The organism is Ancalomicrobiaceae bacterium S20 (assembly GCA_040269895.1).
GTDB lineage: Bacteria > Pseudomonadota > Alphaproteobacteria > Rhizobiales > Ancalomicrobiaceae > Methyloraptor > Methyloraptor flagellatus.
The window spans coordinates 2,227,165-2,251,070 of sequence record CP158568.1; the positions used below are offsets into that span (position 1 = coordinate 2,227,165).

Annotated in this window: 23 protein-coding genes and 1 pseudogene; 9 read left to right on the forward strand and 15 right to left on the reverse strand. The window is 68.0% G+C overall.

Features of this window, described 5'->3' with window-relative positions; all coding sequences use genetic code 11:
- Window positions 1-218: 218 nt before the first annotated feature.
- Window positions 219-1,271 (reverse strand): FAD-binding oxidoreductase, encoded by a 1,053-nt coding sequence (locus ABS361_10125; GenBank protein ID XBY46525.1) that lies wholly within the window; start codon window positions 1,269-1,271, stop codon window positions 219-221.
- A 7-nt stretch (window positions 1,272-1,278) separates the two neighbouring features.
- Complete coding sequence (locus tag ABS361_10130; GenBank protein ID XBY46526.1) at window positions 1,279-2,538, reverse strand: aromatic ring-hydroxylating dioxygenase subunit alpha; 1,260 nt, start codon at window positions 2,536-2,538, stop codon at window positions 1,279-1,281.
- A gap of 310 nt (window positions 2,539-2,848) precedes the next feature.
- On the opposite strand from ABS361_10130, the gene ABS361_10135 reads away from it, so the two are divergent.
- Together ABS361_10135 and ABS361_10140 are read left to right on the forward strand one after the other, a co-directional pair.
- On the forward strand, window positions 2,849-3,736 hold the full coding sequence (locus ABS361_10135) for a protein-methionine-sulfoxide reductase heme-binding subunit MsrQ (protein XBY46527.1): 888 nt from the start codon (window positions 2,849-2,851) through the stop codon (window positions 3,734-3,736).
- Window positions 3,733-4,455, forward strand: a complete 723-nt coding sequence (locus tag ABS361_10140; GenBank protein ID XBY46528.1) for a hypothetical protein — start codon at window positions 3,733-3,735, stop codon at window positions 4,453-4,455. The genes ABS361_10135 and ABS361_10140 overlap by 4 nt, the downstream gene beginning before the upstream one ends.
- 4 nt (window positions 4,456-4,459) lie before the next feature.
- On the opposite strand, the gene ABS361_10145 is transcribed toward ABS361_10140, so the two are convergent.
- The 3 genes from ABS361_10145 to ABS361_10155 form a co-directional block, all read right to left on the reverse strand.
- Window positions 4,460-6,496: an ASKHA domain-containing protein gene (locus ABS361_10145; protein ID XBY46529.1), complete on the reverse strand. Its 2,037-nt coding sequence runs from the start codon at window positions 6,494-6,496 to the stop codon at window positions 4,460-4,462.
- A 65-nt stretch (window positions 6,497-6,561) separates the two neighbouring features.
- Window positions 6,562-7,473 carry a dihydropteroate synthase gene (locus ABS361_10150; protein ID XBY46530.1) on the reverse strand — a complete coding sequence of 304 codons (912 nt, stop codon included), beginning with the start codon at window positions 7,471-7,473 and terminating at the stop codon, window positions 6,562-6,564.
- 187 nt (window positions 7,474-7,660) lie between these two features.
- Window positions 7,661-8,764 carry an acyltransferase gene (locus ABS361_10155; protein XBY46531.1) on the reverse strand — a complete coding sequence of 368 codons (1,104 nt, stop codon included), beginning with the start codon at window positions 8,762-8,764 and terminating at the stop codon, window positions 7,661-7,663.
- Between the two features lie 318 nt (window positions 8,765-9,082).
- Here ABS361_10155 and ABS361_10160 point away from each other — a divergent pair, with 318 nt between their 5' ends.
- The 4 genes from ABS361_10160 (at window position 9,083) to ABS361_10175 (ending at window position 12,260) form a co-directional block, all read left to right on the forward strand.
- The gene (locus tag ABS361_10160) at window positions 9,083-9,442 is read left to right on the forward strand and encodes a ribbon-helix-helix domain-containing protein (protein ID XBY46532.1); all 360 of its coding nucleotides are present in this window, start codon (window positions 9,083-9,085) and stop codon (window positions 9,440-9,442) included.
- Window positions 9,443-9,534: 92 nt separating this feature from the next.
- Window positions 9,535-9,930 carry a VOC family protein gene (locus tag ABS361_10165; GenBank protein XBY46533.1) on the forward strand — a complete coding sequence of 132 codons (396 nt, stop codon included), beginning with the start codon at window positions 9,535-9,537 and terminating at the stop codon, window positions 9,928-9,930.
- 81 nt (window positions 9,931-10,011) lie between these two features.
- On the forward strand, window positions 10,012-10,614 hold the full coding sequence (locus ABS361_10170) for a gluconate 2-dehydrogenase subunit 3 family protein (protein ID XBY46534.1): 603 nt from the start codon (window positions 10,012-10,014) through the stop codon (window positions 10,612-10,614).
- Window positions 10,615-10,691: 77 nt separating this feature from the next.
- Window positions 10,692-12,260, forward strand: coding sequence for a GMC family oxidoreductase (locus ABS361_10175; protein ID XBY46535.1), 1,569 nt, complete (start codon window positions 10,692-10,694; stop codon window positions 12,258-12,260).
- A 96-nt stretch (window positions 12,261-12,356) separates the two neighbouring features.
- On the opposite strand, the gene ABS361_10180 is transcribed toward ABS361_10175, so the two are convergent.
- From ABS361_10180 to ABS361_10195, 4 genes are all read right to left on the reverse strand, one after another.
- Complete coding sequence (locus ABS361_10180) at window positions 12,357-13,409, reverse strand: methylenetetrahydrofolate reductase (protein ID XBY46536.1); 1,053 nt, start codon at window positions 13,407-13,409, stop codon at window positions 12,357-12,359.
- Between the two features lie 17 nt (window positions 13,410-13,426).
- Window positions 13,427-13,885: a methylenetetrahydrofolate reductase C-terminal domain-containing protein gene (locus ABS361_10185; GenBank protein XBY46537.1), complete on the reverse strand. Its 459-nt coding sequence runs from the start codon at window positions 13,883-13,885 to the stop codon at window positions 13,427-13,429.
- Window positions 13,886-14,163: 278 nt separating this feature from the next.
- Window positions 14,164-14,526, reverse strand: coding sequence for a cupin domain-containing protein (locus ABS361_10190; protein XBY46538.1), 363 nt, complete (start codon window positions 14,524-14,526; stop codon window positions 14,164-14,166).
- 162 nt (window positions 14,527-14,688) lie between these two features.
- Window positions 14,689-15,000 carry a virulence factor gene (locus tag ABS361_10195; protein XBY46539.1) on the reverse strand — a complete coding sequence of 104 codons (312 nt, stop codon included), beginning with the start codon at window positions 14,998-15,000 and terminating at the stop codon, window positions 14,689-14,691.
- A 65-nt stretch (window positions 15,001-15,065) separates the two neighbouring features.
- Here ABS361_10195 and ABS361_10200 point away from each other — a divergent pair, with 65 nt between their 5' ends.
- Both ABS361_10200 and ABS361_10205 read left to right on the forward strand, forming a co-directional pair.
- Window positions 15,066-15,323, forward strand: a complete 258-nt coding sequence (locus ABS361_10200) for a type II toxin-antitoxin system ParD family antitoxin (GenBank protein ID XBY46540.1) — start codon at window positions 15,066-15,068, stop codon at window positions 15,321-15,323.
- A 1-nt stretch (window position 15,324) separates the two neighbouring features.
- Window positions 15,325-15,624 carry a type II toxin-antitoxin system RelE/ParE family toxin gene (locus tag ABS361_10205; GenBank protein XBY46541.1) on the forward strand — a complete coding sequence of 100 codons (300 nt, stop codon included), beginning with the start codon at window positions 15,325-15,327 and terminating at the stop codon, window positions 15,622-15,624.
- A gap of 6 nt (window positions 15,625-15,630) precedes the next feature.
- Here ABS361_10205 and ABS361_10210 read toward each other — a convergent pair.
- Window positions 15,631-17,188 (reverse strand): annotated as a pseudogene (locus ABS361_10210) (trimethylamine methyltransferase family protein).
- A gap of 292 nt (window positions 17,189-17,480) precedes the next feature.
- Between ABS361_10210 and ABS361_10215 the strand changes: the two are divergent.
- Window positions 17,481-18,062, forward strand: a complete 582-nt coding sequence (locus ABS361_10215; GenBank protein XBY46542.1) for an SCO family protein — start codon at window positions 17,481-17,483, stop codon at window positions 18,060-18,062.
- A 93-nt stretch (window positions 18,063-18,155) separates the two neighbouring features.
- On the opposite strand, the gene ABS361_10220 is transcribed toward ABS361_10215, so the two are convergent.
- From ABS361_10220 to ABS361_10240, 5 genes are all read right to left on the reverse strand, one after another.
- Entirely contained in the window at window positions 18,156-20,117 is a 1,962-nt protein-coding gene (locus ABS361_10220) for an RICIN domain-containing protein (GenBank protein XBY46543.1), read from the reverse strand.
- Between the two features lie 199 nt (window positions 20,118-20,316).
- Window positions 20,317-20,919, reverse strand: coding sequence for a hypothetical protein (locus ABS361_10225; protein ID XBY46544.1), 603 nt, complete (start codon window positions 20,917-20,919; stop codon window positions 20,317-20,319).
- Window positions 20,920-20,939: 20 nt separating this feature from the next.
- The gene (locus ABS361_10230; GenBank protein XBY46545.1) at window positions 20,940-21,389 is read right to left on the reverse strand and encodes a pilus assembly protein TadG-related protein; all 450 of its coding nucleotides are present in this window, start codon (window positions 21,387-21,389) and stop codon (window positions 20,940-20,942) included.
- A 275-nt stretch (window positions 21,390-21,664) separates the two neighbouring features.
- Entirely contained in the window at window positions 21,665-22,717 is a 1,053-nt protein-coding gene (locus tag ABS361_10235; protein XBY46546.1) for a neurotransmitter-gated ion-channel ligand-binding protein, read from the reverse strand.
- A 16-nt stretch (window positions 22,718-22,733) separates the two neighbouring features.
- A complete protein-coding gene (locus tag ABS361_10240; GenBank protein XBY46547.1) occupies window positions 22,734-23,726 on the reverse strand; it encodes a cache domain-containing protein in 993 nt (330 codons plus the stop codon).
- Between the last annotated feature and the right edge of the window lie 180 nt (window positions 23,727-23,906).

Sequence of the window (23,906 nt, forward strand, 5' to 3'; positions counted from 1 at the left end):
CCGTCGGAGATGGCCGGCGCTCGGGGAACTCGGGCGCAAGGCCCGATTTGGAGACTTGTCTTTGTCTCGGGCGGGCTCGACCCGGTCATCCAGAGCGGCGAGCCTCCGTCACCGACACCCGCACCCGTCGCCCCCTGGATGCCGGGGTCTGGCCCCGGCATGGCAAAGGAGCCAGGTGTGACAAGGGACAGGCGCGACGAGGGTCGCGCCCCCCGCCCTCACTTGTCGACCGTGACGTCCGAGCGCGGCTTGGAGCAGCAGAGCAGGATCATGCCGGCGTCGATCTCGCGCTGGCGGATGCCGCCGGAATGGCTCATCTCGACGTCGCCGGCGAGCTTCTTCTGCTTGCAGGTGCCGCACAGGCCCTTGGTGCAGGCCGAGGGCAGCGCGATGCCGCCTTTCTTGGCGGCGGCGAGAATCGAGGTCGAACCGTCGCACTCGATCACCTTGCCGGTCTTGGCGAAGGTCACCTTGTAGACCTGCGCGCCCGGATCGACCGGGGCCGCTTCCGCGGCCTCGCCCGAGCCGAACACGAAGCTCTCCTCGAAGTAGCGCGCCGGGTCGTGGCCGAGCGAGGCGAGAGCCGCCTTCGCCGCCGCCATGAAGCCGTCCGGACCGCAGCAATAGACCTCGCGCCCGGCGAGATCTGGCGCGATCGCCTTCAGCTGCGTGGCATCGATCCGGCCGCGATGGCCGGCCCAGGCATCGCGGCCGGTGGGCCGGGTCAGCACATGGGCGAGGCTCAGGCTCGGGTGCCGGCGCGCGGCATGCGCCAGTTCCTCGGCGAAGACGATGTCGGCCGCGGCCTGGTTCCAGGTCGCGAACACGACGTCGACCGGCTCGTGGCGGTCGACGATCGTGCGCAGCATCGACATCAGCGGCGTCACGCCGACGCCGGCCGCGAGGAACAGGATCTTGCGCGGGGCACGGCGGGCATGGGTGAAGTCGCCGAGCGGCAGCTGCACCTTGAGCTTCGCCCCGACCTCGAGCGTCTCGTGCAGGTGGTTCGACACCACACCGCCGGGGATGCGCTTGACCGTGATCGCCACCAGATCCGGCCGGGTCGGTGCGGACGAGAGCGTGTAGGACCGCGTCTCGACCGTGCCACCGACCTCGACCTCGATATTGGCGAACTGCCCCGGCTCATAGGCGAAGCGCCGAGGCGTCGCAGCCCCGAACAGGAACGTGCGCACGTCGTGCGTCTCGTCGATCACACCACGGCAGACGAGCGTGTCGTCGGCCTCGACGTTCCAGAGCGGGGCTTCGGTCATCGCGCCCTCACTTGCCCATATGCGCGGAGAGGCGCTCGACGTACCAGGTCGCGAAGGCGTCGACGAGGCCTTCGGTCAGCGGCGAGTAAGGACCCGGCTCATAAGCCTGGCTGCGGGTGCCGCACTGCGCGAGCTTCACCAGCGACGCGTCCTGATCGTTGGTGGCGATCCAGACCGAGGCGAGATGATCGACGTCGTAGTCGACACCCTCGACGGCGTCCTTGTGGACGAGCCAGCGCGTCTTCACCAGCGTGTGCTCGGCGTCGAGTGGCAGCGCGGTGAAGGTCACGGCGTGGTCGGACATGAAGTGCGCCCACATGTTCGGCTGCGTCCACAGATGCAGGCCGCCGAGCTTGCGCTCGGTGATCGCGCCCATCAGCTTCTTGCAGGCGATCTTGGTGTCCATGGTCTGGCTCTCGCCCTCGCCGCCGAGGACGATGCGCTCGGTGCGGAAGCCGGTCGGGCGGCCGGTCAGTTCCTCGAACGGGCGCGAGATGAAACCGTTGGCCTCCCAGGCCTGGACCTGACGCTCGACGTCGGCCGCATAAGCCGCCGCTTCCGCCTGGCCCTCGAGATCGTCGGCGTCGGGCACGAAGCCGACGGCGTACTTGTTGAACGAGAGGCCGAGCTCGGGATGATTGCCCGCGCAGTGATAGCACTCGCGGTTGTTCTCCATCGTGAGCTTCCAGTTGCCTTCCTCGATCAGGTCGAGCTCCTTGACGACCTTGGCGTTGCGCAGGTCGAAGGGGGCGAGGCGCGGCTCCATCTCGGCGGCGAAGCTGTCGAAATCCGCCGGCGGCTCGGCCGCGAGGCAGACATAGAGCAGGCCGCTGACCGAGCGCAGGTGCACCGGCTTCAGGCCGTGGCACTTGGCGTCGAAGTCGTCGCCCATGTGGGTCGCATGCACGAGATCGCCGGTCAGCTCGTAGGTCCACTGGTGATAGGGGCAGACCAGCTTGCCGACGGTCGAATGTTCTTCCGTCACGATCCGCGCGCCGCGGTGGCGGCAGACGTTATGGAAGGCGCGCACCTCGTTGTCGTCGTCGCGCACAATCAGGATCGAGTTCAGGCCGATGTCGATCTTCATGACGTCGCCGGGCTCGGGAACGTCGGGTTCGACGCCGACGAAGATCCAGTGGCGTGCGAAGATCACGTCGAGATCGAGATCGAAGATCTCTTTCGAGCGGTAGAACGGCGCGGCCAGCGTGTAGCCCGGACGGCGGGCGGCGATCAGGGACGCGACATCGAGGGGGGCGCGGGTCAGCATGCGTCCAGGCTCCGAATGGGTCAGGTCTATCGGGAAGACCTCCGTAACATCGCATACGGCGGCCGGACGGGTTGTCGTTATGCGACACCTGAGGTCGCATCGGTCCAAGTGCTGCGTCGCGGCATCATAGGATTTTGAGATGGCAGGCGTCGGTGGATGGAATTACAGGATAGCCGCTGCACAACGAAACGGCGGCTCCGCGTTTCGTGAACGGGCATCGGAAACCGAAAGCGCGCCGGCGCTGTAATACTCTGACGAGCCGCAGCGTCGCAGAGACGCCCATCCCCGCCGGAAGCCGGAGATCCGCCCCTTGGCCCTCGCCGACCGCATCCGCTCCCTGTCGCCCCTGCACGAACGCAACGGCCGCCTCTCGGTGCTGCGTGCGCTCACATTCGCCGGCCTGGTCGTGCCGGCGCTCTGGCTCGCCTGGCGGGCGGGCATCGGCGATCTCGGCGCGCGGCCCTGGACCGAGGCGATCCATCGCTCCGGCGACTGGGCGATCCGGTTCCTGGCGCTGTCGCTACTCGTTACGCCGCTGCGCAACGCCAGCGGCTGGTCGAAACTCGTCGGCCTGCGACGCATGGTCGGCGTCGCCGCGCTCTTCTACGCGCTGCTGCATGTGGCGCTCTACATCGGCGACCAGAGCCTCGACCTCGCCAAGGTCGTCAGCGAGATCGCGCTCAGGATCTATCTCACCATCGGCTTCATCGCGCTCGTCGGCCTGATCGCGCTCGGCGTCACCTCGACCGACGGCATGATCAAGCGGCTCGGCGCCGAGCGCTGGCACCGGCTGCATGCGCTCGTCCATCCGATCGCGATCCTGGCGCTCATCCATTTCTACATGCAATCGAAGCTCGACATCTCCGATGCGCTGATCATGAGCGGCCTCATGCTGGCGCTTTGGATCTGTCGCGGGGTATCACGCCACCGGATCGCGCTGTCGCTGCCCGTCCTCATCGCGATCGCTGCCGGTTGCGGCATCGTCACGGCGCTCGCCGAAGCGGTCTATTTCTCGATCAAGACCGGCGTCGATCCACGCCTCGTGCTCCCGGCGAACCTGATGTTCGAGCCGGTGATCCGGCCCGCGTGGTGGGTCGCGGGGATCGTGGCGGCGGTGTCGGTCGTTGCCGTGGCAGCGAAGGCGATCTGGTTCACCAAGGCGGCACCCGCGCTCCGGCCGGCGCGGAGCGCGCGGTGATCCCTGCCGATTTTCCGCGATTGGGTGAGGTCCAGTCTCTCGTTCTTCGGAAGGCACCGAAGCACGCGCTGTTTTGCAACGCGGTCGGGGAACTGGCTCACAACGCGCGGCTTTCGGCGATCTTTGGCGATGTCGAGGACCTGCTCGCCGTCGTCCCCTCTCCCGACTGGCCGGAATTCCGAGCCGATCTTGCGGCCAAGTTCAACGAAGGCCGCCGACCGGAGCAGTCTCGACGCTCTGGACTGCGGCGCTATCAGCCGGCTTGGGACAAGCTGAACGAGGCGCGGGCTTCCCGCCGGCTGGTTCAGGACGGTTTTGAGGCCGTCCGCTTCGTCCGGTCGCTGCACGGCACCAAAACGCCGGATCTGGTCGGCTTCCTCGGCGACGAACCGGTGTTCTGTGAGGTGAAGACGGTCAACATCTCGGACAGAGAGGCCACGCGCCGCGCCGAGGACGGCGTGGGCATGACAGAGACCGCAGCGAACGACACGCTGCTTGCCAAGTCGCTCGACGTCGCGGTCCGCGCGCTCGCGCAGATCCGCGGCTACGAATGCGACTGTCGCGCGATCGTCTTTCTGTTCCTGAACCCCGACGACAGTTTGGGCGAGCCCATCGCAACGATCGCCGCGCAGGTGAAAACGCATCTCGACCGCGCCCCGGAACTGGCGGGCGCGACGATCCACATCGACCACCACCCGCCGTTCCATTTCGCCGTCTGACGCCTTACCCGCGCCGCCGCCGGCGCTCGCGGCCCGTGCCACCCTCGCCACCCGGCGGGGTGCCGCGGTCGAAGACCCGGCCGAGATCGGCTTCGAGGTGCGGGAACGGATCGGACTTGTGCGGGATCGCCATGGCGTCGACGAAATGCGCCTGGAAGCTCGGTTCGATTGCCGTTTCGATCTTCTCGATCCGGCGCACGACGCCCTCGATCTCGGCGCGCGACGCCTTGTTCAGGAGCGCGATGCGCGCGCCGGTGCCGGCGGCATTGCCGGCCGAACCGACCTTGGCCAGATCGCAATCCGGGATCAGGCCGAGGATCATCGCATAGCGCACGTCGATGTGGCTGCCGAAGGCGCCGGCGAGCGTGATGCGGTCGACGCTCGCGATGCCGTAGCGGTCCATCAGCAGGCGGATGCCGGCGTAGAGGGCCGCCTTGGCGAGCTGGATCGCGCGGATGTCGCCCTGGGTCACGGCGATGCGCGGGCCTTTGTCGTCGGCCTCGCGGATCACATAGGCGAAGGTGCGGCCCTCGCCGACAACGCGGGGCGTGCGCTCGGCGAGCGCGCCGTCGACGATGCCGTCCGGCGTCACGAGCCCGGCGAGCAGCATCTCGGCCACCGCCTCGATGATGCCGGAGCCGCAAATGCCGGTGATGCCCGTCCCCGCTGTCGCCTCGGCGAAGCCCGGCTCGTCGGACCAGAGGTCCGAGCCGATCACGCGGAAGCGTGGTTCGAGCGTTTCGGCATCGATGCGGATGCGCTCGATCGCGCCGGGGGCGGCGCGCTGGCCCGACGAGATCTGCGCGCCCTCGAAGGCCGGACCGGTCGGCGAGGAACAGGCGAGCAGCCGATCCTTGTTGCCGAGCACAATCTCGGCATTGGTGCCGACATCGACCAGCAACGTGATCTCGTCCTTCAGATAGGGCCCTTCCGACAGCACGACGCCGGCGGTATCGGCGCCGACATGGCCGGCGATCAGCGGCAGGCCATAGACCTTGGCGCCCGGCGCGAGCGCGAGCCCGACGTCGGCGGCCGGCACGTCGAGGCCGCCGTCGACCGCCAGCGCGAAAGGCGCGCCGCCGAGTTCGACCGGGTCGATGCCGAAGAACAGATGATGCATGATCGGGTTGCCGACCACGGTCGCCTCGAGGATCTGATCGGCCGAGAAACCGGCCTCCCTGGCGACCGCCTCGGCGAGATCCTGCAGGGCGCCGCGCACGGCGGCGGTCATCTCGACCTCGCCGCCGGGGTTCATCATCACGTAGGACACCCGGCTCATCAGGTCTTCGCCGAAGCGAATTTGTGGGTTCATCAGACCGGACGAGGCGAGCACGTCGCCGGTGACGAGGTCGCAGAGATGCGCGGCGATGGTGGTCGAGCCGATGTCGACCGCGAGCCCGAGCGCGCGCTCGTGGAAGCCGGGGAACACCGCGACCACCTCGGCCCCGCGCAGCGCGGCGGTGACGGTCCAGCCGCCCTTGCGCAGCACCTTCTGCAGCGTCTTCAGAACCGCGAGCCCGCAGGTCGCGTCCCTGACGCCCCACTGCGCCTCGAGCGCTTCGGCGAGGCGCCGGAAGTCGGAGGCCGGATCATGCATGTCCGGCTCGCGCACCTCGACGTAGTGCAGCGTCACGACCGGATCGACCGCGATCGGATGCGCTTCGGCGCGCTTGCGCACGACCTGGCGATGGACCTGACTGTCCGGCGGCACGTCGATGACGAGATCGCCACAGACCTTCGCCTGACAGCCGAGCCGGCGGCCCTCGGCGAGGGCGCCGCGCTTGGAGGTGTAGCGTTCCTCGACCGCGTTCCAGGGGCTCAGGTGGTCGGCCGCGCTCTCGATGCCGAGCTTCGGATTCGCGCCCTCGACCGGCACCACCTGGCAGCGCCCGCAGATGCCGCGGCCACCGCAGACGGAATCGAGATCGACGCCGAGCTTGCGCGCGGCCTCCAGAACGGACGTGCCCTCGGCGAAGCGCTCGCGCTTCCCCGAGGGTGCAAAGAAGACCAGATGGTCGTTCGCGATAGCGTCGTTCGCCAATGCGGGCCCTCTCTCCCGGTTAGCGCGGTCGGATAGCACGATTCAGATGCGGGCGCCGCCCGCGATCAGCCGCGCCGGCGCCGGCCTTCACGACCGCCGCGCGCGCCGCCCTCGCCGGCCGCGCCTTCCGGCGTCGGCTCGCGATACTTGCGGATCCAGCTCATGCAGTTCGGATCGTGGCCCATGACGACGTCGGCGCCGAGCACGGCCTGGATGTCCTCGGCGTGCAGCGGGTTCATGATCGCGCTCGTCATGCCGGCGCCGATCATCATCGGCAGGAACGCCGCGTTGAGGCCGCGCCGGTTCGGCAGGCCGAACGAGAAGTTCGAGGCGCCGCAGGTGGTGTTGACCTTGAGTTCCTCGCGCAGGCGGCGCAGCAGGTACATGAGGCGGATGCCGGCGTCGTTGATCGCGCCGACCGGCATGACCAGCGGGTCGACGACGATGTTCTCCTTCGGGATGCCGAAGTCGGCGGCGCGCTCGACGATCTTCTTGGCGACGGCGTAGCGCACGTCCGGATCCTCGGAGATGCCGGTCTCGTCGTTGGAGATCGCGACCACCGCGGCGTCGTACTTCTTGACCAGCGGCAGGACGGCCTCGAGCCGCTCCTCCTCGCCGGTCACCGAATTGACCAGCGCCTTGCCCTGATAGACCGACAAGCCGGCCTCGAGCGCGGCGACGATCGATGAGTCGATCGACAGCGGCACATCGACGGTCTCCTGCACGAGCTTGACGCATTCGGCCAGGATCTTCGGCTCGTCGGCGAGCGGGATGCCGGCGTTGACGTCGAGCATCTGCGCGCCGGCCTCGACCTGGGCGAGAGCGTCGGCGACCACGCGGCTGTAGTCGCCGCGCGCCATCTCCTCGGCGAGCAGCTTGCGGCCGGTCGGATTGATGCGCTCGCCGATCATGACGAACCGTCGCTCGAAGCCGAGAACGACCTCACGCTTGGCGGACGAGATGACGGTTTCGGTCATGGGCGCTTTCCTCTCACGCGATCCGACGAGCCTGCCGGCCCTTTCATGTGCCCACCACTAGCGTGCGCGGCCGGCCCCGGTCTGTCCTGCAAACGACCGGCCGGTGGCGCGGCGCGAACGGAGGCCGCGTGTCGGATCCGTATCAGTGCGGAGACGGAAGCGGCGCGAGCCGCCATCCGAGCGCCGATCAGAGCGCGGGAGCCGCCTCGTCGGGCGGCGCCGGCGCGCGCTTCAGCCGCTGCTTCAGCGCCAGGAAACGCTTCTCGACCAGATGGTAGGACAAGGTCGCGAGCAGGATCGACACGGCCGAAACGATGACGAAGTCCGCCATGTCGGCCGAGAGCCCGACGACAGCGCCGAGCCGTTCCAGATCGACGTTCTTCTCCAGCCATTCGCCGACCGGCAGATGCACGATGTAGAGCGCGTAGGAGATCAGCCCGAGGAAGCGCAGCGACCGCGTTTCCAGGATCGCGACGGTCCAGGACAGCGGCCGGCCGAGGATGCCGAGCATCACGGTCGAGAGCGCCAGCGCCGAGGCGACGATCAGCACGACGTAGGGCAGCTTCACGATGTGATTGCGCTCGGCGACCGGATAGAGCGCCAGCGCCACCACCAGCACGACCGCGAGCAGGAACACCGGCCGCGACGACACCCAGGCCGGCACGCGCCCGCGGGTCGCGGCCATGATCGCGCCGCAGGCCATGAACACGAAGCCGGTCGAGGGCGAGGTGTAGAGCGTCACCATCTCGAAGCCGCGGCTCATCAGGACCAGCGTCGCCACGAGGCAGAGCCCGATCGCGCCGGCGAAGAAGGCGAGCTGGAGCCGGCTCGGCACGATCAGCACGAGCGGGGCGAAGAAGACGTAATATTGCTGCTCGACCGCCAGGCTCCAGGTGTGGGTGAACTCGGCCCAGGCGAAGGTGACGTAGCCGATCAGGAAATTCTGCAGGTAGAGGACGTACCAGGGCCAATAGGGCAGCGTCTTCTCGCCGAATGCGAGCTCGTCGACGACCAGGAACACGACGAACCAGAAGTAATAGGCCGGGAAGATCCGGAGCGCGCGTTGCAGCCAGAACGCCTTCAGCGCCGTGCCGATCGTCTCGCCCCCCGCCTCGATCGCCTTGCGCTGGCCGATCAGGATGCCGGTGATCAGGAATCCCGATAGGATGAAGAACATGAACACCGACAGGCCGCCGATGTCCGTACCCTTGATCGCCGTGTGATGGACGATGACCATGAAGGCGGCGAGGCCGCGCAGGCCGTCGAGGCCGAGAATGCGGGAGTGGGACAAGGGAGCGCACCGGAACCGTGGCAATCCCCCGCGGATAGCCGGCCGGCGCGGCGAACACAAGGCGGGATGTGTCCGGATCACGCGGACGGACCGGCCATCGCGGCCTTGGATCTGTTCCAAACTGCGCGGTGGACCGAGGCGTCCTTGCGGCATAGTCTTGCCGCAGAGACCCGGGACCGGCAGCAAAGCCGTTCCGGCGCGGCCGCCTTGGCGACGGCCGGGCCGGCGAGAGCCCGGGCTCTGAGAGCGGACGTCTCGGGCGGTGCGGCGGACGGAGGATCCGCTTGCGGCCGACCCTCGTCCGACGGGAGGAAACCGATGTGCTTCATGTTCGCCAGCCAGCCGCCGGAGAGCTACGCGTTCGAGACACGCTCGATCCGCCTCAACGGCCAGAGCACCAGCATCCGGCTCGAACGAATCTTCTGGGACATGCTCGAGCAGGTCGCCGCCGACCAGGGCTTCCCCACGGTCGGGCGGTTCATCTCGACGCTGCACAACGAGGTGCTGGCGTTGCGCGGCGAGGCGCCGAACTTCACCTCGCACCTGCGCTGCGTGTGTCTGGTCGCGCTCGAAAACAAGGTGCCGGCGCCCGAAACCAAAGCATCCGAGGCCAAGGCGGCGGCCGTGCGTCCCGCCGCGGCCGCGGCGCACCGGCCGCAGGCGCGTTACGGCACGTAGTATCCCTATAACACCCGCGCGAGCGGGACCGCCTTAGCCTGTCCTTCCAACGCCCCGGACCGCCCGGCCGGGGCGCCAACGAGGAAGGCAGAATGGCCAAGGCAATCCATATGATGATCCGCGTGCTCGACGAGGCGCGGTCGGTCGACTTCTACGCGCGCGCTTTCGGGCTCTCGGTCGCCGATCGGCTCGACTTCGCCGATTTCACGCTGGTCTACCTGCGCAATCCGGAAGCCGACTTCGAAGTCGAACTGACCATCAACAAGGGCAGGACCGAGCCCTACGCCCTCGGCGACGGCTATGGCCATGTCGCCTTCTGCGTCGATGATCTCGACGCCGAGCACGCCCGCTTCACCGAGGCCGGCCTCGCCCCGCGCAAGATCGTCGAGTTCAAGACCGACGCCGGCCTCCTCGCGCGGTTCTTCTTCGTCGAAGACCCCGACGGCTACAAGATCGAGGTCCTGCAACGCCACGGCCGCTACCGCTGACCCCCATTTCGCAGGGAGGAGCGGACGGACCCACCGCCCCTCCCCGCCCAAACAAGAAGACAATTCGGGAGAGGAAACCCCATGAGCCAGCATCATCACCACGGTCCCGACGGGGCGCATGTCCACGGTGCGCGTGAGCACGACGCCCACGACCACGACGCGCCGCGCTCGCCCGCGCGCCGGCAGTTCCTGCGCCGCTCCTCCGAGATCTCACTAGCCGCGGCCATCACCATCGTCGGCGGCAATTCGCTCCTGAACGCGAGCGAGGCCTGGGCCGTCGAGACCAAGGGGCTGAAGCCCGAGACCATGAAGACGCTGATCCTGGTCGCGCGCGACATCTACCCGCACGACCGCCTGCCCGACCGGTTCTACGCGGTCGCCATCAAGGGCCATGCGACCAAGGCCGAGACCGACGCCGGCCATCGCAAGCTGATCGAAGATGGTATCGCCGGGCTCGACAAGGCCGCCGGCGCCGGCGGCTATCTCGGCCAGGCCTGGGAGGCCAAGCGGGTGAAGCTGCTCGAGGCGATCGAGACCACGCCGTTCTTCCAGGCCGTGCGCGGCGACCTCGTGGTCAGCCTCTACAATCAGAAGGAGCTCTGGCCGCTGTTCGGCTACGAGGGCGAATCCTACTCCAAGGGCGGCTACATCCACCGCGGCTTCGACGACATCGACTGGCTCTGACCGCGCCACCCGCACGCGTGCGGCAGGCGCGCGAATTCAATCGATTCAATAAACAAGACACCCAGGGAAGAAACGTCATGGCTGCCAAATATGCAGGCGACAACGACGGCGTCGTCGTGATCATCGGATCGGGTGCCGGCGGCGGCACGCTCGGTAACGAACTCGCCCAGAAGGGCATCGACGTCGTGATCCTCGAGGCCGGTGCCCGGCACGAGTACGACGAGTTCATCAACGACGAGTGGGCGAGCTTCTCGCAGCTCGCCTGGACCGACCCGCGCACGACCACCGGCTCGTGGCGCGTGCACCAGAACTTCCCGAACCTGCCGGCCTGGATCGTCAAGGCGGTCGGCGGCTCGACCACCCATTGGGCGGGTGCCTCGCTGCGCTTCCAGGAGCACGAGTTCAAGACGCTGACGACCTACGGCAAGGTCGCCGGCGCCAATCTGCTCGACTGGCCGATCACGCTCGCCGACCTCGAGCCCTATTACGACAAGGCCGAGGCCAAGATGGGCGTGACCCGCACCAACGACCTGCCCGGTCTGCCCGGCAACAACAACTTCAAGATCATGAAGGCCGGCGCCGACAAGGTCGGCTACACCGAATGCAACACCGGCCGCATGGCGATCAACTCGGTGCAGCGCGACGGCCGCAACTCCTGCCAGCAGACCGGCTTCTGCTTCCAGGGCTGCAAGTGGGGCGCCAAATGGTCGACGCTCTATACCGAGATCCCCAAGGGCGAGGCGACCGGCAAGCTCGAGGTCCGGCCGAACAGCCATGTGCTGCGCATCGAGCATGACGCGGGCGGCAAGGTCACCGGCGTCGTCTACGCCGACAAGGACGGCAAGGAGCAGCGCCAGAAGGCGCGCATCGTCTGCGTCGCCGGCAACTCGATCGAGAGCCCGCGCATCCTGCTGAACTCGCACTCGGCGAAGTTCCCGCACGGGCTTGGCAATTCGTCGGGCCAGGTCGGCCGCAACTACATGCGGCACATGACCGGCTCGGTCTATGCCGTGTTCGAGAAGCCGGTGCACATGTACCGCGGCACGACCATGGCCGGCATCGTCCGCGACGAGGCCAAGCACGACCCGCGTCGCGGCTTCGTCGGCGGTTTCGAGATGGAGACCCTGTCGCTCGGCCTGCCGTTCATGGCGGCGTTCCTCGATCCGGGCGCCTGGGGCCGCTCGTTCACCTCGGCGCTCGACGACTATCCCAACATGGCCGGCATGTGGCTGGTCGGCGAGGACATGCCGCAGGAGAAGAACGGCGTCACGCTGTCGGCGACCAAGGACAAGTACGGCATGCCGGTCGCCAACGTGAACTTCGACGACCACGCCAACGACATTGCGATGCGCGACTACGCCTACGGCCGCGGCAAGGCGATCTACGACGCGGTCGGCGCGGTCCGCACCTTCCCGACCGCGCCCTACCCCTCGACCCACAATCTCGGCACCAATCGCATGAGCGAGAAGGCCGCGGACGGCGTCGTCAACAAGTGGGGCCAGGCCCACGACGTGAAGAACCTGTTCGTCTCCGACGGCAGTCAGTTCACCACCGGCGGCGCCGAGAACCCGACGCTGACCATCGTGGCGCTGGCGATCCGGCAGGCGGAATACATCGCCAGGCAGATGAGCTCGGGCATGATCTGAGCGCGCCGATCGGGCGCGTGCGGGCGACAGAACGGCCGCGGCATCGCGAGACGCCGCGGCCGTTTCGCGTCGGAAGCAGGGATCAGAGCGTGGGCCTCAGAGCCCGAGGTTCTCGCTCAGCCGCTCGTCGAGGTCGAAGCCCGGCTTGGTCAGGTCGCGGCGCCACGGCTGGCGGCCCTTCAGCACGCCGGAGTCGTGCACCATCTCGGCGACGTATTCCTCCTGCCGGTAGGCCATCACATGGATGCCGGAGACGCCCTTGATCTCCTTCACCTGCTGGATGATGTCGACGCAGAGCTTCTTTCCTTCCGCCTTCTGGTCGGTCGCCTTCTCCAGCCGGTCGATGATCGCATCGGGAATATGCACGCCGGCGACGTTGGAGCGCATCCAGCGCGCGGTCTTGGCGCTCGCGAGCGGGCCGACGCCGACCAGGATGAACACCTGCTCGTCGAGCCCCATGTCGCGGACGCGCGTCATGAAGCGTTCGAGCAGGGCCACGTCGTAGCAATATTGCGTCTGGATGAACTGCGCGCCGGCGGCGACCTTCTTGGCGAGCCGGATCGGCCGGAAATCGTAAGGCGGCGCGAAGGGGTTCTCGGCCGCGCCGAGAAAGACCGGCGGCGGCGTGGTGATCTTGCGGCCGGAGAGGAACTTCGCCTCGTCGCGCATGCGCTTGATCACGGCGAGCAGCGAGGTCGAGTCGAGATCGAACACCGGTTTGGCTTCCGGATGGTCGCCCGACTGCACGCCGTCGCCGGTCAGGCACAGCACGTTGTTGACGCCGAGCGCCGAGGCGCCGAGCACGTTGCCCTGGATGGCGATGCGGTTGTAATCGCGGCAGGAGATCTGCAGCACCGGCGAGAAGCCGATCCGCGTCAGGAGCGCGCAGATCGCCACCGACGACATGTGGCAGTTGGCGCCGGAGCCGTCGGTCGCGTTGATCGCATCGACCCAGCCCTCGAAGATCAGCGCGCGCCGGTAGACGTCCTCGGCGTCGGCGCTGTCGGGCGGGTTCAATTCGGCGGTGACGGCGAATTCGCCGCGGCGCAGCACGCGCTCGAGCCGGCCGCGCGAGGAGTGGCCGGGCAGTTCCGGCAACGGATCCCAGGGGTTTTCGCCGAAGTCTTCCGGATGCAGACGCGGGTTCATGGGACGGGCTCCGAGACTCAGGCGGCGGGCTTGTCGGCGGGTTTCTTCTTCGGCTCCGGCGGTGGAGGCGGCGGCAGGCCCTTGTCGCGCATCACCGCGAGCCAGGTCGACCGGCCCTTGAGACGGTGGTCGATCGGCGGCTGGACATTGCGGATCCTGGCCCCCTCGCGCATGGCCTCCGCCCCCTCGAAGGCCTTCACCCAGACGCAGGGCATCTCGGGATAGACCTCGCAATGGCCGTTGCCGCGCACGCCGCCACAGGGGCCGTTGCGCAGGTTCTTCGGGCAGTTCATCGGGCAGGACATGCCGGTCGACGACAGCGCGCACTGGCCGCACATGCGGCAGTCGAACAGCGCGCCCTTGACCGTGCGCTCGACCGCGGCGACCGGGCGCTCCAGCCGGTCGAAGCCGATCCTGGCGGCGAGTGGCGCGAGCGCGACGAGGACGCGCTCGAAGCCGGCATAGAAGGCCTCCATCGCGCGCGAATGGCGGATCGACCAGAAGCGCAGGGCAAAGCGGTCGGCCGCGCGGCGGCTTGCCGGGCGGCTCGAAGGCGGCGGGAACGCGGGTCACGGGGCCTCCATGGTCGGTGCGGTCCGGCGGCCATGCGAACGTCGGGCCCCTGCCCGACCGTCCGCACGGCCGCCTGTCGATCGCATGAGCATGAGGGCTGGCGCGACGTCGCGCCGACGCGTTTGCGACCTCGGCTAAGGGTTCCGCGTCACCGGGGGATACGCAGAAACCCGAGGCGCGCTCAGGGCAGCCGGATCACGAACAGCTTGCGGACCGTCTCGATCACCTCCCAGACGCCGTCGAAGCCCGGGCGGATGACGAAGCTGTCGCCGGGCCCGAGCCGGCGCGACGGCTCGCCGTCCGGATGGAGCACCACCGCGCCCGACAGGATCGAGCAGAACTCCCACTCTTCATAGGACGCGCGCCAGCTGCCGGGCGTCGATTCCCATACGCCGGTGATGGTCTTGCCGTCGGCGCTCTCGTCGACGATCCAGGTCCGGTTGGTCGGCTGACCAGCGAGGATCTTCTCGGCCGGCGGCGCATCGTCCTCGGGCGTGATGGCGGCGAGATCGAAGGGCACGAGGGTCGGGGTCGTCGGGGTCATGGGAAGGGTCCGATCGAAACTGGGAGAGGAAACGTGCGACGGGGCACGAGCGCTGCGCGCCGTCGTCGCCAGCGCGCTCGATAACGACGGAGGCGCCATAAGCCAAGGGCGCCAGACCGATGGCTGTGCTGCGCGCAACCGCGTCAGCCGGCCGCGACCGCCTCAGCCGGTCGCGCTCTCGTCATGGCCGCCGGCCTCGACCAGCCGCTTGACGCGCTCCGCGTCATAGGCGGCGTCGAGTTCGGCGGCGACCGCCGCGACGATCGCTTCCGGTTCGCCCTCGCGCGCGCCGACCGGCTGCTTGCGCCAGCCCTCGAGATAGGCGTCGGTCTCGCGTGCGCCGCCACGCATCGCCGCCATGTCGATCGCGACCGCGAACCGCTCCGGCAGTTCGCGCTTCACGGCCCGACGGCCGGAGCCGACCATGACCTGAGCCGGGATGTCGCGCCAGTAGATCAGGGTGACGTCGGGCATGGGAATCCTCTTGCCGAATGGCAAATAATGCCAATCTGTGGTTATATGAGGCTCGGAGGTGAGCCATGGCGACCATGAACGTATCGCTGCCGGACCCCATGCGCGACTGGGTCCAGAGTCGGATTGACAGCGGGCGCTATGCCAGCGTCAGCGACTACGTTCGCGACCTGATCCGCAAGGATCAGGAAACGACCGCCGCGCGCGAACTGAGCGTCGCCCAAATCCGCCAGTCGATCGAGGACAGCCGTCGCGACGGTGCACTCGTGCCGGCCGACGAGGTCTTCGCCGCGCTCGATGCGAAGCTGAAGGCGATGGGCGGCTGACGTGGCCGCCCTGCCGCTCGTTTTCGCCGCCCTTGCGATCGACGATCTCGATCAGATTGCCCTCGCGATCGCCGTCGACAGTCCCCGCCGAGCCCGAACGTTCGTCGCCGAACTGCGAGCGAAATGCTCTGTCATCGCCGAAAACCCGGCGGCCTATCCGCTGCGCGAGGAATTCGGCGCCGGCGTTCGGCTGACGATGCACGGGCGTTACATCATCTTCCACGCGATCCGGGACGAACGGGTCGTGATCGAGCGCATCCTGCATGGTGCGCGCGATCTCGAGTCCATCAATCTCGGATGACGCCCCTCAATGCGTCGCGTCGGGCATCGACGCCTTCTTCTCGGCGATGAACGCCAAGAGCGCCTCGTCGATGCCGGGGTCGAGCGGCGGGGCCTCGTAGTCGGCGAGCCACTTCTTCCAGATGCCGTTGGCGCGGGTGGCGGCGTCCTTCGAGCCCTCGGCCATCCACTGCTCGACCGAGTTATTGTCGGCGATGAACGAACGATAGAACGCCGTCTCGAAGTTCGCCTGCGTATGCGCGCAGCCGAGGAAGTGCCCGCCTGGGCCGACTTCGCGGAAGGCGTCGAGCGCCTGGCCGTTCTCCGAGAGGTCGATGCCCTTGGCCAGCACGTGCATCATGCCGAGCTGGTCGCAATCCATGACAAACTTCTCGTAGGAACTGGCGAGGCCGCCCTCCATCCAGCCGGCGGCGTGCAGCACGAAGTTGGTGCCGGCGTGCAGCGTCGGGATCAGCGTCTGGGCGCTCTCGTAGGCCGCCTGCGCGTCCGCCGTCTTCGAGGCGCAGAGCGAGCCGCCGGTGCGGAACGGCATCTTCATGCGCCGGGCGAGCTGCGCGGCGCCGTAGATCGCCAGCGCCGCCTCGGGCGTGCCGAAGGTCGGGGCGCCCGACTGCATCGACAGGGTCGACACGAAGGTGCCGAAGATCACCGGCGCACCGGGCCGCACGAGCTGGCAGAAGGCGGTGCCGGCCCAGACCTCGGCCAGAACCTGCGTCAGCGTGCCGGCGACAGAGACCGGGCTCATCGCGCCCGACAGGATGAACGGCGTGATGATGCAGGCCTGATTGTTCGAGGCATAGACCTCGGCCGCACCGAGCATGGTCGCGTCCCAGACCAGCGGCGAATTGGCGTTGATCAGGCTGGTCAGCACCGTGTTCGACTGGATGAACTCCTTGCCGAACACGATCTCGGCCATGGTCACGGTGTCGGCGGCGCGCAGCGGATGCGTGACCGAGCCCATGAACGGCTTGTCGGAGTACTTGATGTGGGCATAGACCATGTCGAGATGCCGCTTGTTCACAGGCAGGTCGACCGGCTCGCACACGGTGCCACCGGAGTGGTGCATGTGCGGGCTCACATAGGCCATCTTCACGAAGTTGCGGAAGTCCTCGATCGTGCCGTAGCGGCGGCCGTTGTCGATGTCGTGCACGAAGGGCGAGCCGTAGACCGGCGCGAACACGGTCGCCTTGCCGCCGATCTGAACGCTGCGCTCGGGGTTGCGGGCGTGCTGGGTGTATTCGGCCGGCACGGTCGCGATCAGCTTGCGGGCGAGGCCGCGCGGGAAGCGCACGCGCTCGCCCTTGACGTCGGCGCCGGCCGCCTTGAAGCGCTTCGAGCGCGGTCGGATAATCACGGAACTCGATGCCGATCTCCTCGAGCAGGGTCTCGGCGTTGTGTTCGATCAGCGCCAACCCCTCCTCCGTGAGCACCTCGGTCAGCGGCAGGTTGCGCGTGATGTAGGGGATCGAGGCCGCCCCGCGCGCCGAGCGGGCGGCGCGCCGCGCCTCGCGACCGCGCCGTGCGTCGCGTCCGCCGGCTGATGGGGTCTCGGTCACGTCGGTCATGGCGGCCTCTCTCGATCGGTCCGTCGGTCATCTGATGGGCAGGCGGCGATCACGTCTCCGGGCGTGGCCCTCGCGGCGGATCATACGCCATGCCATGAACTCATGGCAGGATGAGGCGACGCCGCATCCTGCCCGAAAGCTAGTCGCAGGCCCTGCGCCCGAGTTCTCCGCGCCCGTCACGCACTCGCCCAAAGGCGACACCGGAGACGAAGGCGACATAAGCCGCGCGGGCGGAAACCGTTCACGCGCCGTTAGACCTCTGCCGCCAGAGTACCGGCGGAGGATCGAGCCCATGTCCAGCAGCATCACGCGCCGCCGCTTTCACGGAAACGCCCTGGGCCTCACCGCGCTCGCGATCGCAGCGCTTCGGCCGGGACGGTCCGCGACCGCGCAGGTCCCGGCCGAAGTGCGCGGCCGCTTCCGGCTCGCGACCACGGACGGCAAGGTCTTCACCGAGGCGGATCTCCTGGGGCGCCCGAGCCTGGTGGTGTTCGGCTTCATGTCGTGTCCCGACGTCTGCCCGACCACGCTGATGAACCTCGCGCTTCTGATGAAGGCGCTCGGACCCAAGGCGGACGCCCTGCGCGTCGCCTTCATCTCGGTCGATCCGGAACGCGACGATCCCGCCTCGCTCGGCAAGTTCGTCACCAGCTTCGATCCGCGCATCATCGGCCTCACCGGCAGCCCGGAGGCGGTCCGGGCGGCGGTCGTCTCCTATCATGCGCTCGCCGAGAAGATCCCGCAGGGCGACAGCTACACGATGATGCATTCGACAGGACTTTATCTGGCCGACAAGACGGGCCTCGTCCGCGATCTGCTCGAGCCGACCGACACGACCGAGGCGCTGGTCGCGCACATCACCCCCTGGCTCTGAACGCGAAAGCCGGCCGGAGCATGGGCGCCGACCGGCTTTCATTTCATGCGGCTCGTGGCCGGCGCCTCGGCGCCGGCCGCTGCCCTCATTGGCTCAGCGGATGTTGACCACCTTCGCGATGCTCGGCGTGCCGGTCGCCGACAGGGCGAACAGCATGTAGTTGCCGGGGATCGCCACGCCGTTCGCGGCCGGGATCTGCAGCGTCGCGGTGTCGCCGTTCTTGGCGACGACCTGCAGCGGCACGCGGCGCTGGTCGTTGTTGAGAGAATGCGTGACCGAGCTCATGCGGACCAGCGCGAAGGACGCCGCATTGGCGGCCGTGACGCTGATCCGCTCGCCGCGCGCGGCGCTCGCCGGCGCGGAGGAGATCGTCGGGCGCTGGGCCGCCGAGCCGTCCTTGTTGAACAGGTAGGGCGGCGAATAGATCTCGCCGTCCGGATGGTCGGACGCGCAGTTGCAGAGACCGCCGCCGGCGGCGAGCACGCGACCGTCCATCAGCAGCATCGCGACCGAATGATAGTTGCGCGGCGTCGTCATCGACGCGCCGGTGGTGAAGCGGCCGGTCGACGGATCCCAGACTTCGGCCGCCAGCGCCGAATTCGCATCCGAGAACGGCGTCGCTCCGGCCGCGCTCTGGCCGCCGATCGCGACGACCTGACCGGTCGGCAGGACGACCGAATTCAGGAAGGTGCGCGCGTACTGCATCGATCCGGTCTGGGTGACGCTCGGCGCACGGCCGGCGCCGCCGGTGATGTCGATGGTGAAGGCCGCGTTGGACGGCGTGGCGTTGTCGTAGGTCGGCGCGCCGCCGAGGGTCAGGATCTTGCCGACATCATAGAGCACGGCGTTGCCGTTCATGGCGTCGGCGTTGCCGCGCTGGCCGGCCGAAGACACGGCTCCGCTGCCGCTGGTGTTGACCCAGTGCATCTTCTTGGACGGGCCGGCGTGGAAGACCCAACCGTCGTCGGCGGCCAGCAGCCACATGTGGTTGTCGCCCCGGTAGGCGCCCGTGGGATCGGCAATGATGAAGTCGTCCGGCAAGATGTTGGGCAGCAGGGTCCAGGAGCCGCCCGGCGTGTAGAGCTCGCCCTTCTTGCCGCCGGTGCCGCCCGACCACGAGCCGCCGAGCACGAAGACCTGCCCCTTGGAGGTCAGTGTCTGGCCGGCATAGCCGCGCGAGATGTTGACGCCGGGCCCGTTCGAGAAGCGGCCGCCGGTGTCCATCAGCGAGCTGGTCGCCGGGTTGGAGCCGCCGGTCACGAGCAGGCGACCGTCCGGCAGCAGCGAGGTGGCCTCGCAGAAATATTCGAGCGCCGGCGAGGTGAGCAGCGTGCTCGTCATCGTGCCGGTGTCGGGATCGTAGAGCACCGAATAGGTCTGGTTGCCGCCGCCGAAGCTCGTGCGGCCGCTGCCGGACCAGAGCATGACCTTGCCGTTGCCGAGCATGCTGGCCGAGACCGGCACGAGCGGGAAGCTGACGCGCGCCGACCATTGACCCTGGGTCGACAGCGGCGATGTCCCGCCGGCGGTGCCGCCGATCGGCGAGCCGTCCGGATTGGTGGCCTTCCACTGCTGGTTCGCACCGCCGTGGCACGGCCACTGGATCAGCTTCGTGCCGAAATCGGCGAGCCCGCCGAACACGTCGAGACACTGATTGCTGTGGGCGGCGACGAGCTGCCAGTTGGCGCCCGAATAGGAGACCTTCCAGGTCTGGTTCGGACCACTATGACACCAGTACTGGATGACATTGGTGGCCGCCGCCGTGAAGGCGCCATAGACGTCCAGGCACTTGCCGCTGAACACGTTGACGACATGGTAGCCGCCGGGAACCGGCTCGAAGCGCCATTGCTGATTGGCGCCGCCGTGACACCCCCACTGCACGATCGGCGTGGCATCGTCTCGCGACCAGCCGTAGTCGTCGAGACACTGGCCGGTGTGCTGCACCTTGAGCAGCACCGGCCCGGTCGGCACCGTCTGGGCCGATGCAGGCGCACTCGCCAAGGCGAGCCAAAGCGTCGCGGCGACGAGCGCCGACAGCAGTTTCAGGATTTTCATTCGGCCTCCTCATGCCTGTCCGAGGCACCCGCCGCAACGCGGGGCACGGGAACAGGCTCCAAACTCACGTCTTATGCATAGTCACGCATATAACCCCGCGATCGGACTTGCCGATCAGGTCGTGTCGAGACCTTCGCCTCGACATCATTTCCTTCGAGTAAGCAGCAATGATCTGCCGCTCGACTTGGTAAACCCAGCGTCAAGCGTGCGCAGCACCGGCCCGGCCGTCGCGACCGACGCGCTCAGCCCCGACGACGAAGCCGAGCGCGAGCACCACGAAGGTGACGAGCACCGACAGCGTGTAGGCGTCGAGGATGCGCCCGGCCGGGACGACGTAGTTCCACTCGCGCGCCACGCCGAGCACGACAGGGAAGATCCAGGAGTTGATCGACAGCGCGCCGGCGAAGGCCCAGCGCGCCAGCGTCTTGTTGTCGAGATCGGCGAGCAGCGGCCGGCCGAGACGGGCGCGGACCATCGGCAGGATGTTGCGATGGATGTTCACCGCGCCGATGGTCAGGAACGACACGATGAGCACCTTCGCCCAGATCTTCTCGTTGCCGAGGACGCGGGGGTCGATCGTGTAGAGCCGCCAGGTCAGCACGATGCCGCTCACCCAGAGCATCGCCAGGCCGGCCGAGACGAGGTGCGACAGGAACGTCACCGTGTCCATCAGGTCCGCACCGGCCCTGCGCAGCATCGCGCCGCGCAGCAGCAGAAGATCGACGGCGATGGCGCCGCCGACGCCGAGCACGAGTCCGGCGAGGTGGAAGATGATCATCGCGGTGTGAAACGAAGGGATCATCGGGCTGGCCTCCAACACGCTCACAGGAAGGTTCCGCACTTCAGGCGCTGCACGTCCTCGGGACGACCGATGTGGCAGAGCATGCGGCGCTGCTGCGCGGCGCCGAGATCCTGCTCGGAGCGGACCACCACCGCGAGGTTGACGTTCGGCATGTGAAACAGCTCGCCGAACACCAGACTGACGCTCGAGCGCACGGTGACCGAGGCGGACACCTTGGACGGATCGACCGCGACCGCGACCTCGGCCGGCGCGGTGACCGCGACGCCATTGGCGGGGGCGAAGCTGGCGTAGGCCGAGCGCGCGTCGGCGATGCGCAGCGCGGCCGGACGGTCGGCGGCGCCGGACATCGCGCTCTGCAGCGCGGTCTCGGCGGCGACCTGCATCTTCTGGCGATACTGATACATGCGCGCGACGTCGATCGACGCACCGACACACATCATCAGCGGCAGCGAGACCACAGCAAAGACCACTGCGGTGGCACCGCGTTCATCGCGGGAAAAGCGGCCGAATTTACCAAGAAGTCGCTGCACAAAGGGCATCAGGGAAGACCTCTTTAATCAAGGCTCCCCCGCTTTTTACTTCTCATTAGGAAATCAGCAACTCATTTCAAATTTAACGATTAATCTCAACCATCGTCCTGAGAATTCGGTAACCTTACCTGCCGCATCCATGACCCAAGCTACGTCCCGCCGCGCGGGGCGTCGGCGGGTTTCCTTGGTGGGGACAGCGGAGGCTATCCGGCGTCTCAGACCGGCAGGGCGCGCACGACTGCGCCGGCGCAGACGATCACCATGATCAGCGGCAGCGACCAGGTCATGTGCCGGCGGATGGCCCGGCAGGGCCGGTGCAGCGCGGAGTCCGGCTTCTCGCAGGCGGCCGACACGACGCTGTCGAGCAGCAGCACGATGACGAGGTAGATGTAGCCGAGCGAGATGATCTGGGCGACCGGCGTGTTGAGCGAGATCGAGCCGGGGAAACTCGACTCGAACGTGAAGCTCAAGGCCGCCAGCGCCAAGAGCGCCGAGAAGATCATGTTGCCCTTCTCGGTCGCCTTCAGCCCCGGCGCCCACAGCACATAGACCGACACCGCCAGCACCGCGACGATCGGCACGAAGATGCGCAGGATATAGCGCTCGGACAGCCGGTCGATCGTGACCGAAGCCTCCAGCCGCGAATAGGCGCGTGCGTTCCAGCCGGTCGTCTCGGCATTGGCGAAACCGAGCCCGAGCGGCTGCCAGTCGACCACCGACAGCGTCGGCTCCACGTGGGAGAACAAGCGATCGGCCTCGGTCGTGACCAGCATCGCCTCCTGCTTCGGATAGCGCGGCAGCGAAAACGTGATCTTGAGCTGCTGCTGGTCGAACGGGAAAGCCGCCATGGTCATGGCGACGCGGAAATCGGACTCGTAGCGTTCGACGACGACGATCTCGCCACTCGCATGGGCGGAGACCGCGATCGAGCGCGCCTTGGCCTCGCCGATCTGGTTGTCGGCGACGAGGCCCGGCGTCCAGATCGCCTTCAGGAACTGGTCGGCGTCCTCGCCGACGCGGTCGACGCGGGCCGCGCCGACCTCGACCGCGTCGAAGCGGCGGCGCGGATCGGTCCAGCGCTGCGTGACCTCGACGGCGAGATGCGCCTGGCCGGCGACCTCCTTGACCTCGGTCACGTTGAGCACGCGGACCGCGATGCGCACCGCGATCGGCAGCTCGACACCGGCCGGCAGTTCGTCGTGCTCGGCAGCGACCGCGGTGGTCGCTGCGGCGAACAGCGCGACGAGACCGAGGACGAGCGCGCGCAAAGGGCGGCGGGCCGGCTCATGCCTCGGTCTCCGGCCGGGCGCGCAGGCCGGCGAGGATCGTGAACAGCACGAAGGCCAGAATACCGCCGACCAGCGCGGTCACGGTCAGTTCCGTGCGCACCTGCTGGCTGAGCGCCCGCTGGTCCGGGAACGACTTCACCGCGACGAGGTCGCCGACCATGCGGCCCGAGAAATCGACCAGCGGCTGGATCAGCATCGTGCTGGCGACGCCGTCCTGCCGGATCTCGCGCACTTCCGCCTCGCGGGCGAGCCGGATCGTTCCGGCGCGGGCGAGCGCGGCGAAGCGCGCGTCGTCGGTGGAATCGGAGATCACCAGATCGCCGATCACCTCGCCGCCGCCCCTGCCCTTGCCGGCGCCCGAGAGCCCGGCGAGCGACTGGCCGAGCACGACCGCGACATCGGCATTGGTGACGGTCTTCACCTGCTGGATGATCGGCTCCGGATCGAGGCCGACCTCCATGGTGCCGAGGAAGGCGTCGCCGGCCTGCACGACCGCGATGCCGCGCATGCTGACGATGCCGGTGACGCCGATTTCGAGGCCCATCTGCGACCGGCGCGTCTTGTTGGCGGCGAGCACCATCGGCCGCGCCTTGGAGATGTCGTCGATCGCGTCGTCGGGACGGTGCACGCGCAGGAAATAGCGCAGATCCGGCGTGTGATAGCCGAACACGGTGACGCCGGTCTGGTTGCGCAGGTAGTCGTAGGTGCCGACCGACAGCCGCAGCAACTCGGCGCGATCGCCCTTCGCGAGCGCGGCCTGCACCGCCTGGCGGCGCACCATCGTCTCGGCCTGGGCGAGCGCGAAGCGGCCGGCCTGATCGAGCGCCTGACCGAGCGCCTGGCCGACCGAGCGCATCTGCGCCTCCCGATCGCGGCGCATCACCTCCTCGGTGGTGCCGAACACGAGATGGAGCATGACGCCGAGCGTCGCCGCGATCACGGCGGCGGCCGCGAGGCCGACCGAGGCGGAGATCGAAAGCCGGCGCATGCGCAAAAATCGCGAGCTCATGGAGGGTTACACCGTCACAAATTGAAACAATTTCTCGGCGGACTCGCCGATTGTTCAGCGATCGAGCAATTGCGATTTCGGTGACCGCGGTCAAGCCCGCGCCGCTACGGCCGAGCGGACCGCGCCGCCCGGCCCTGCTCTGCGCGGCCGGGCGCAATG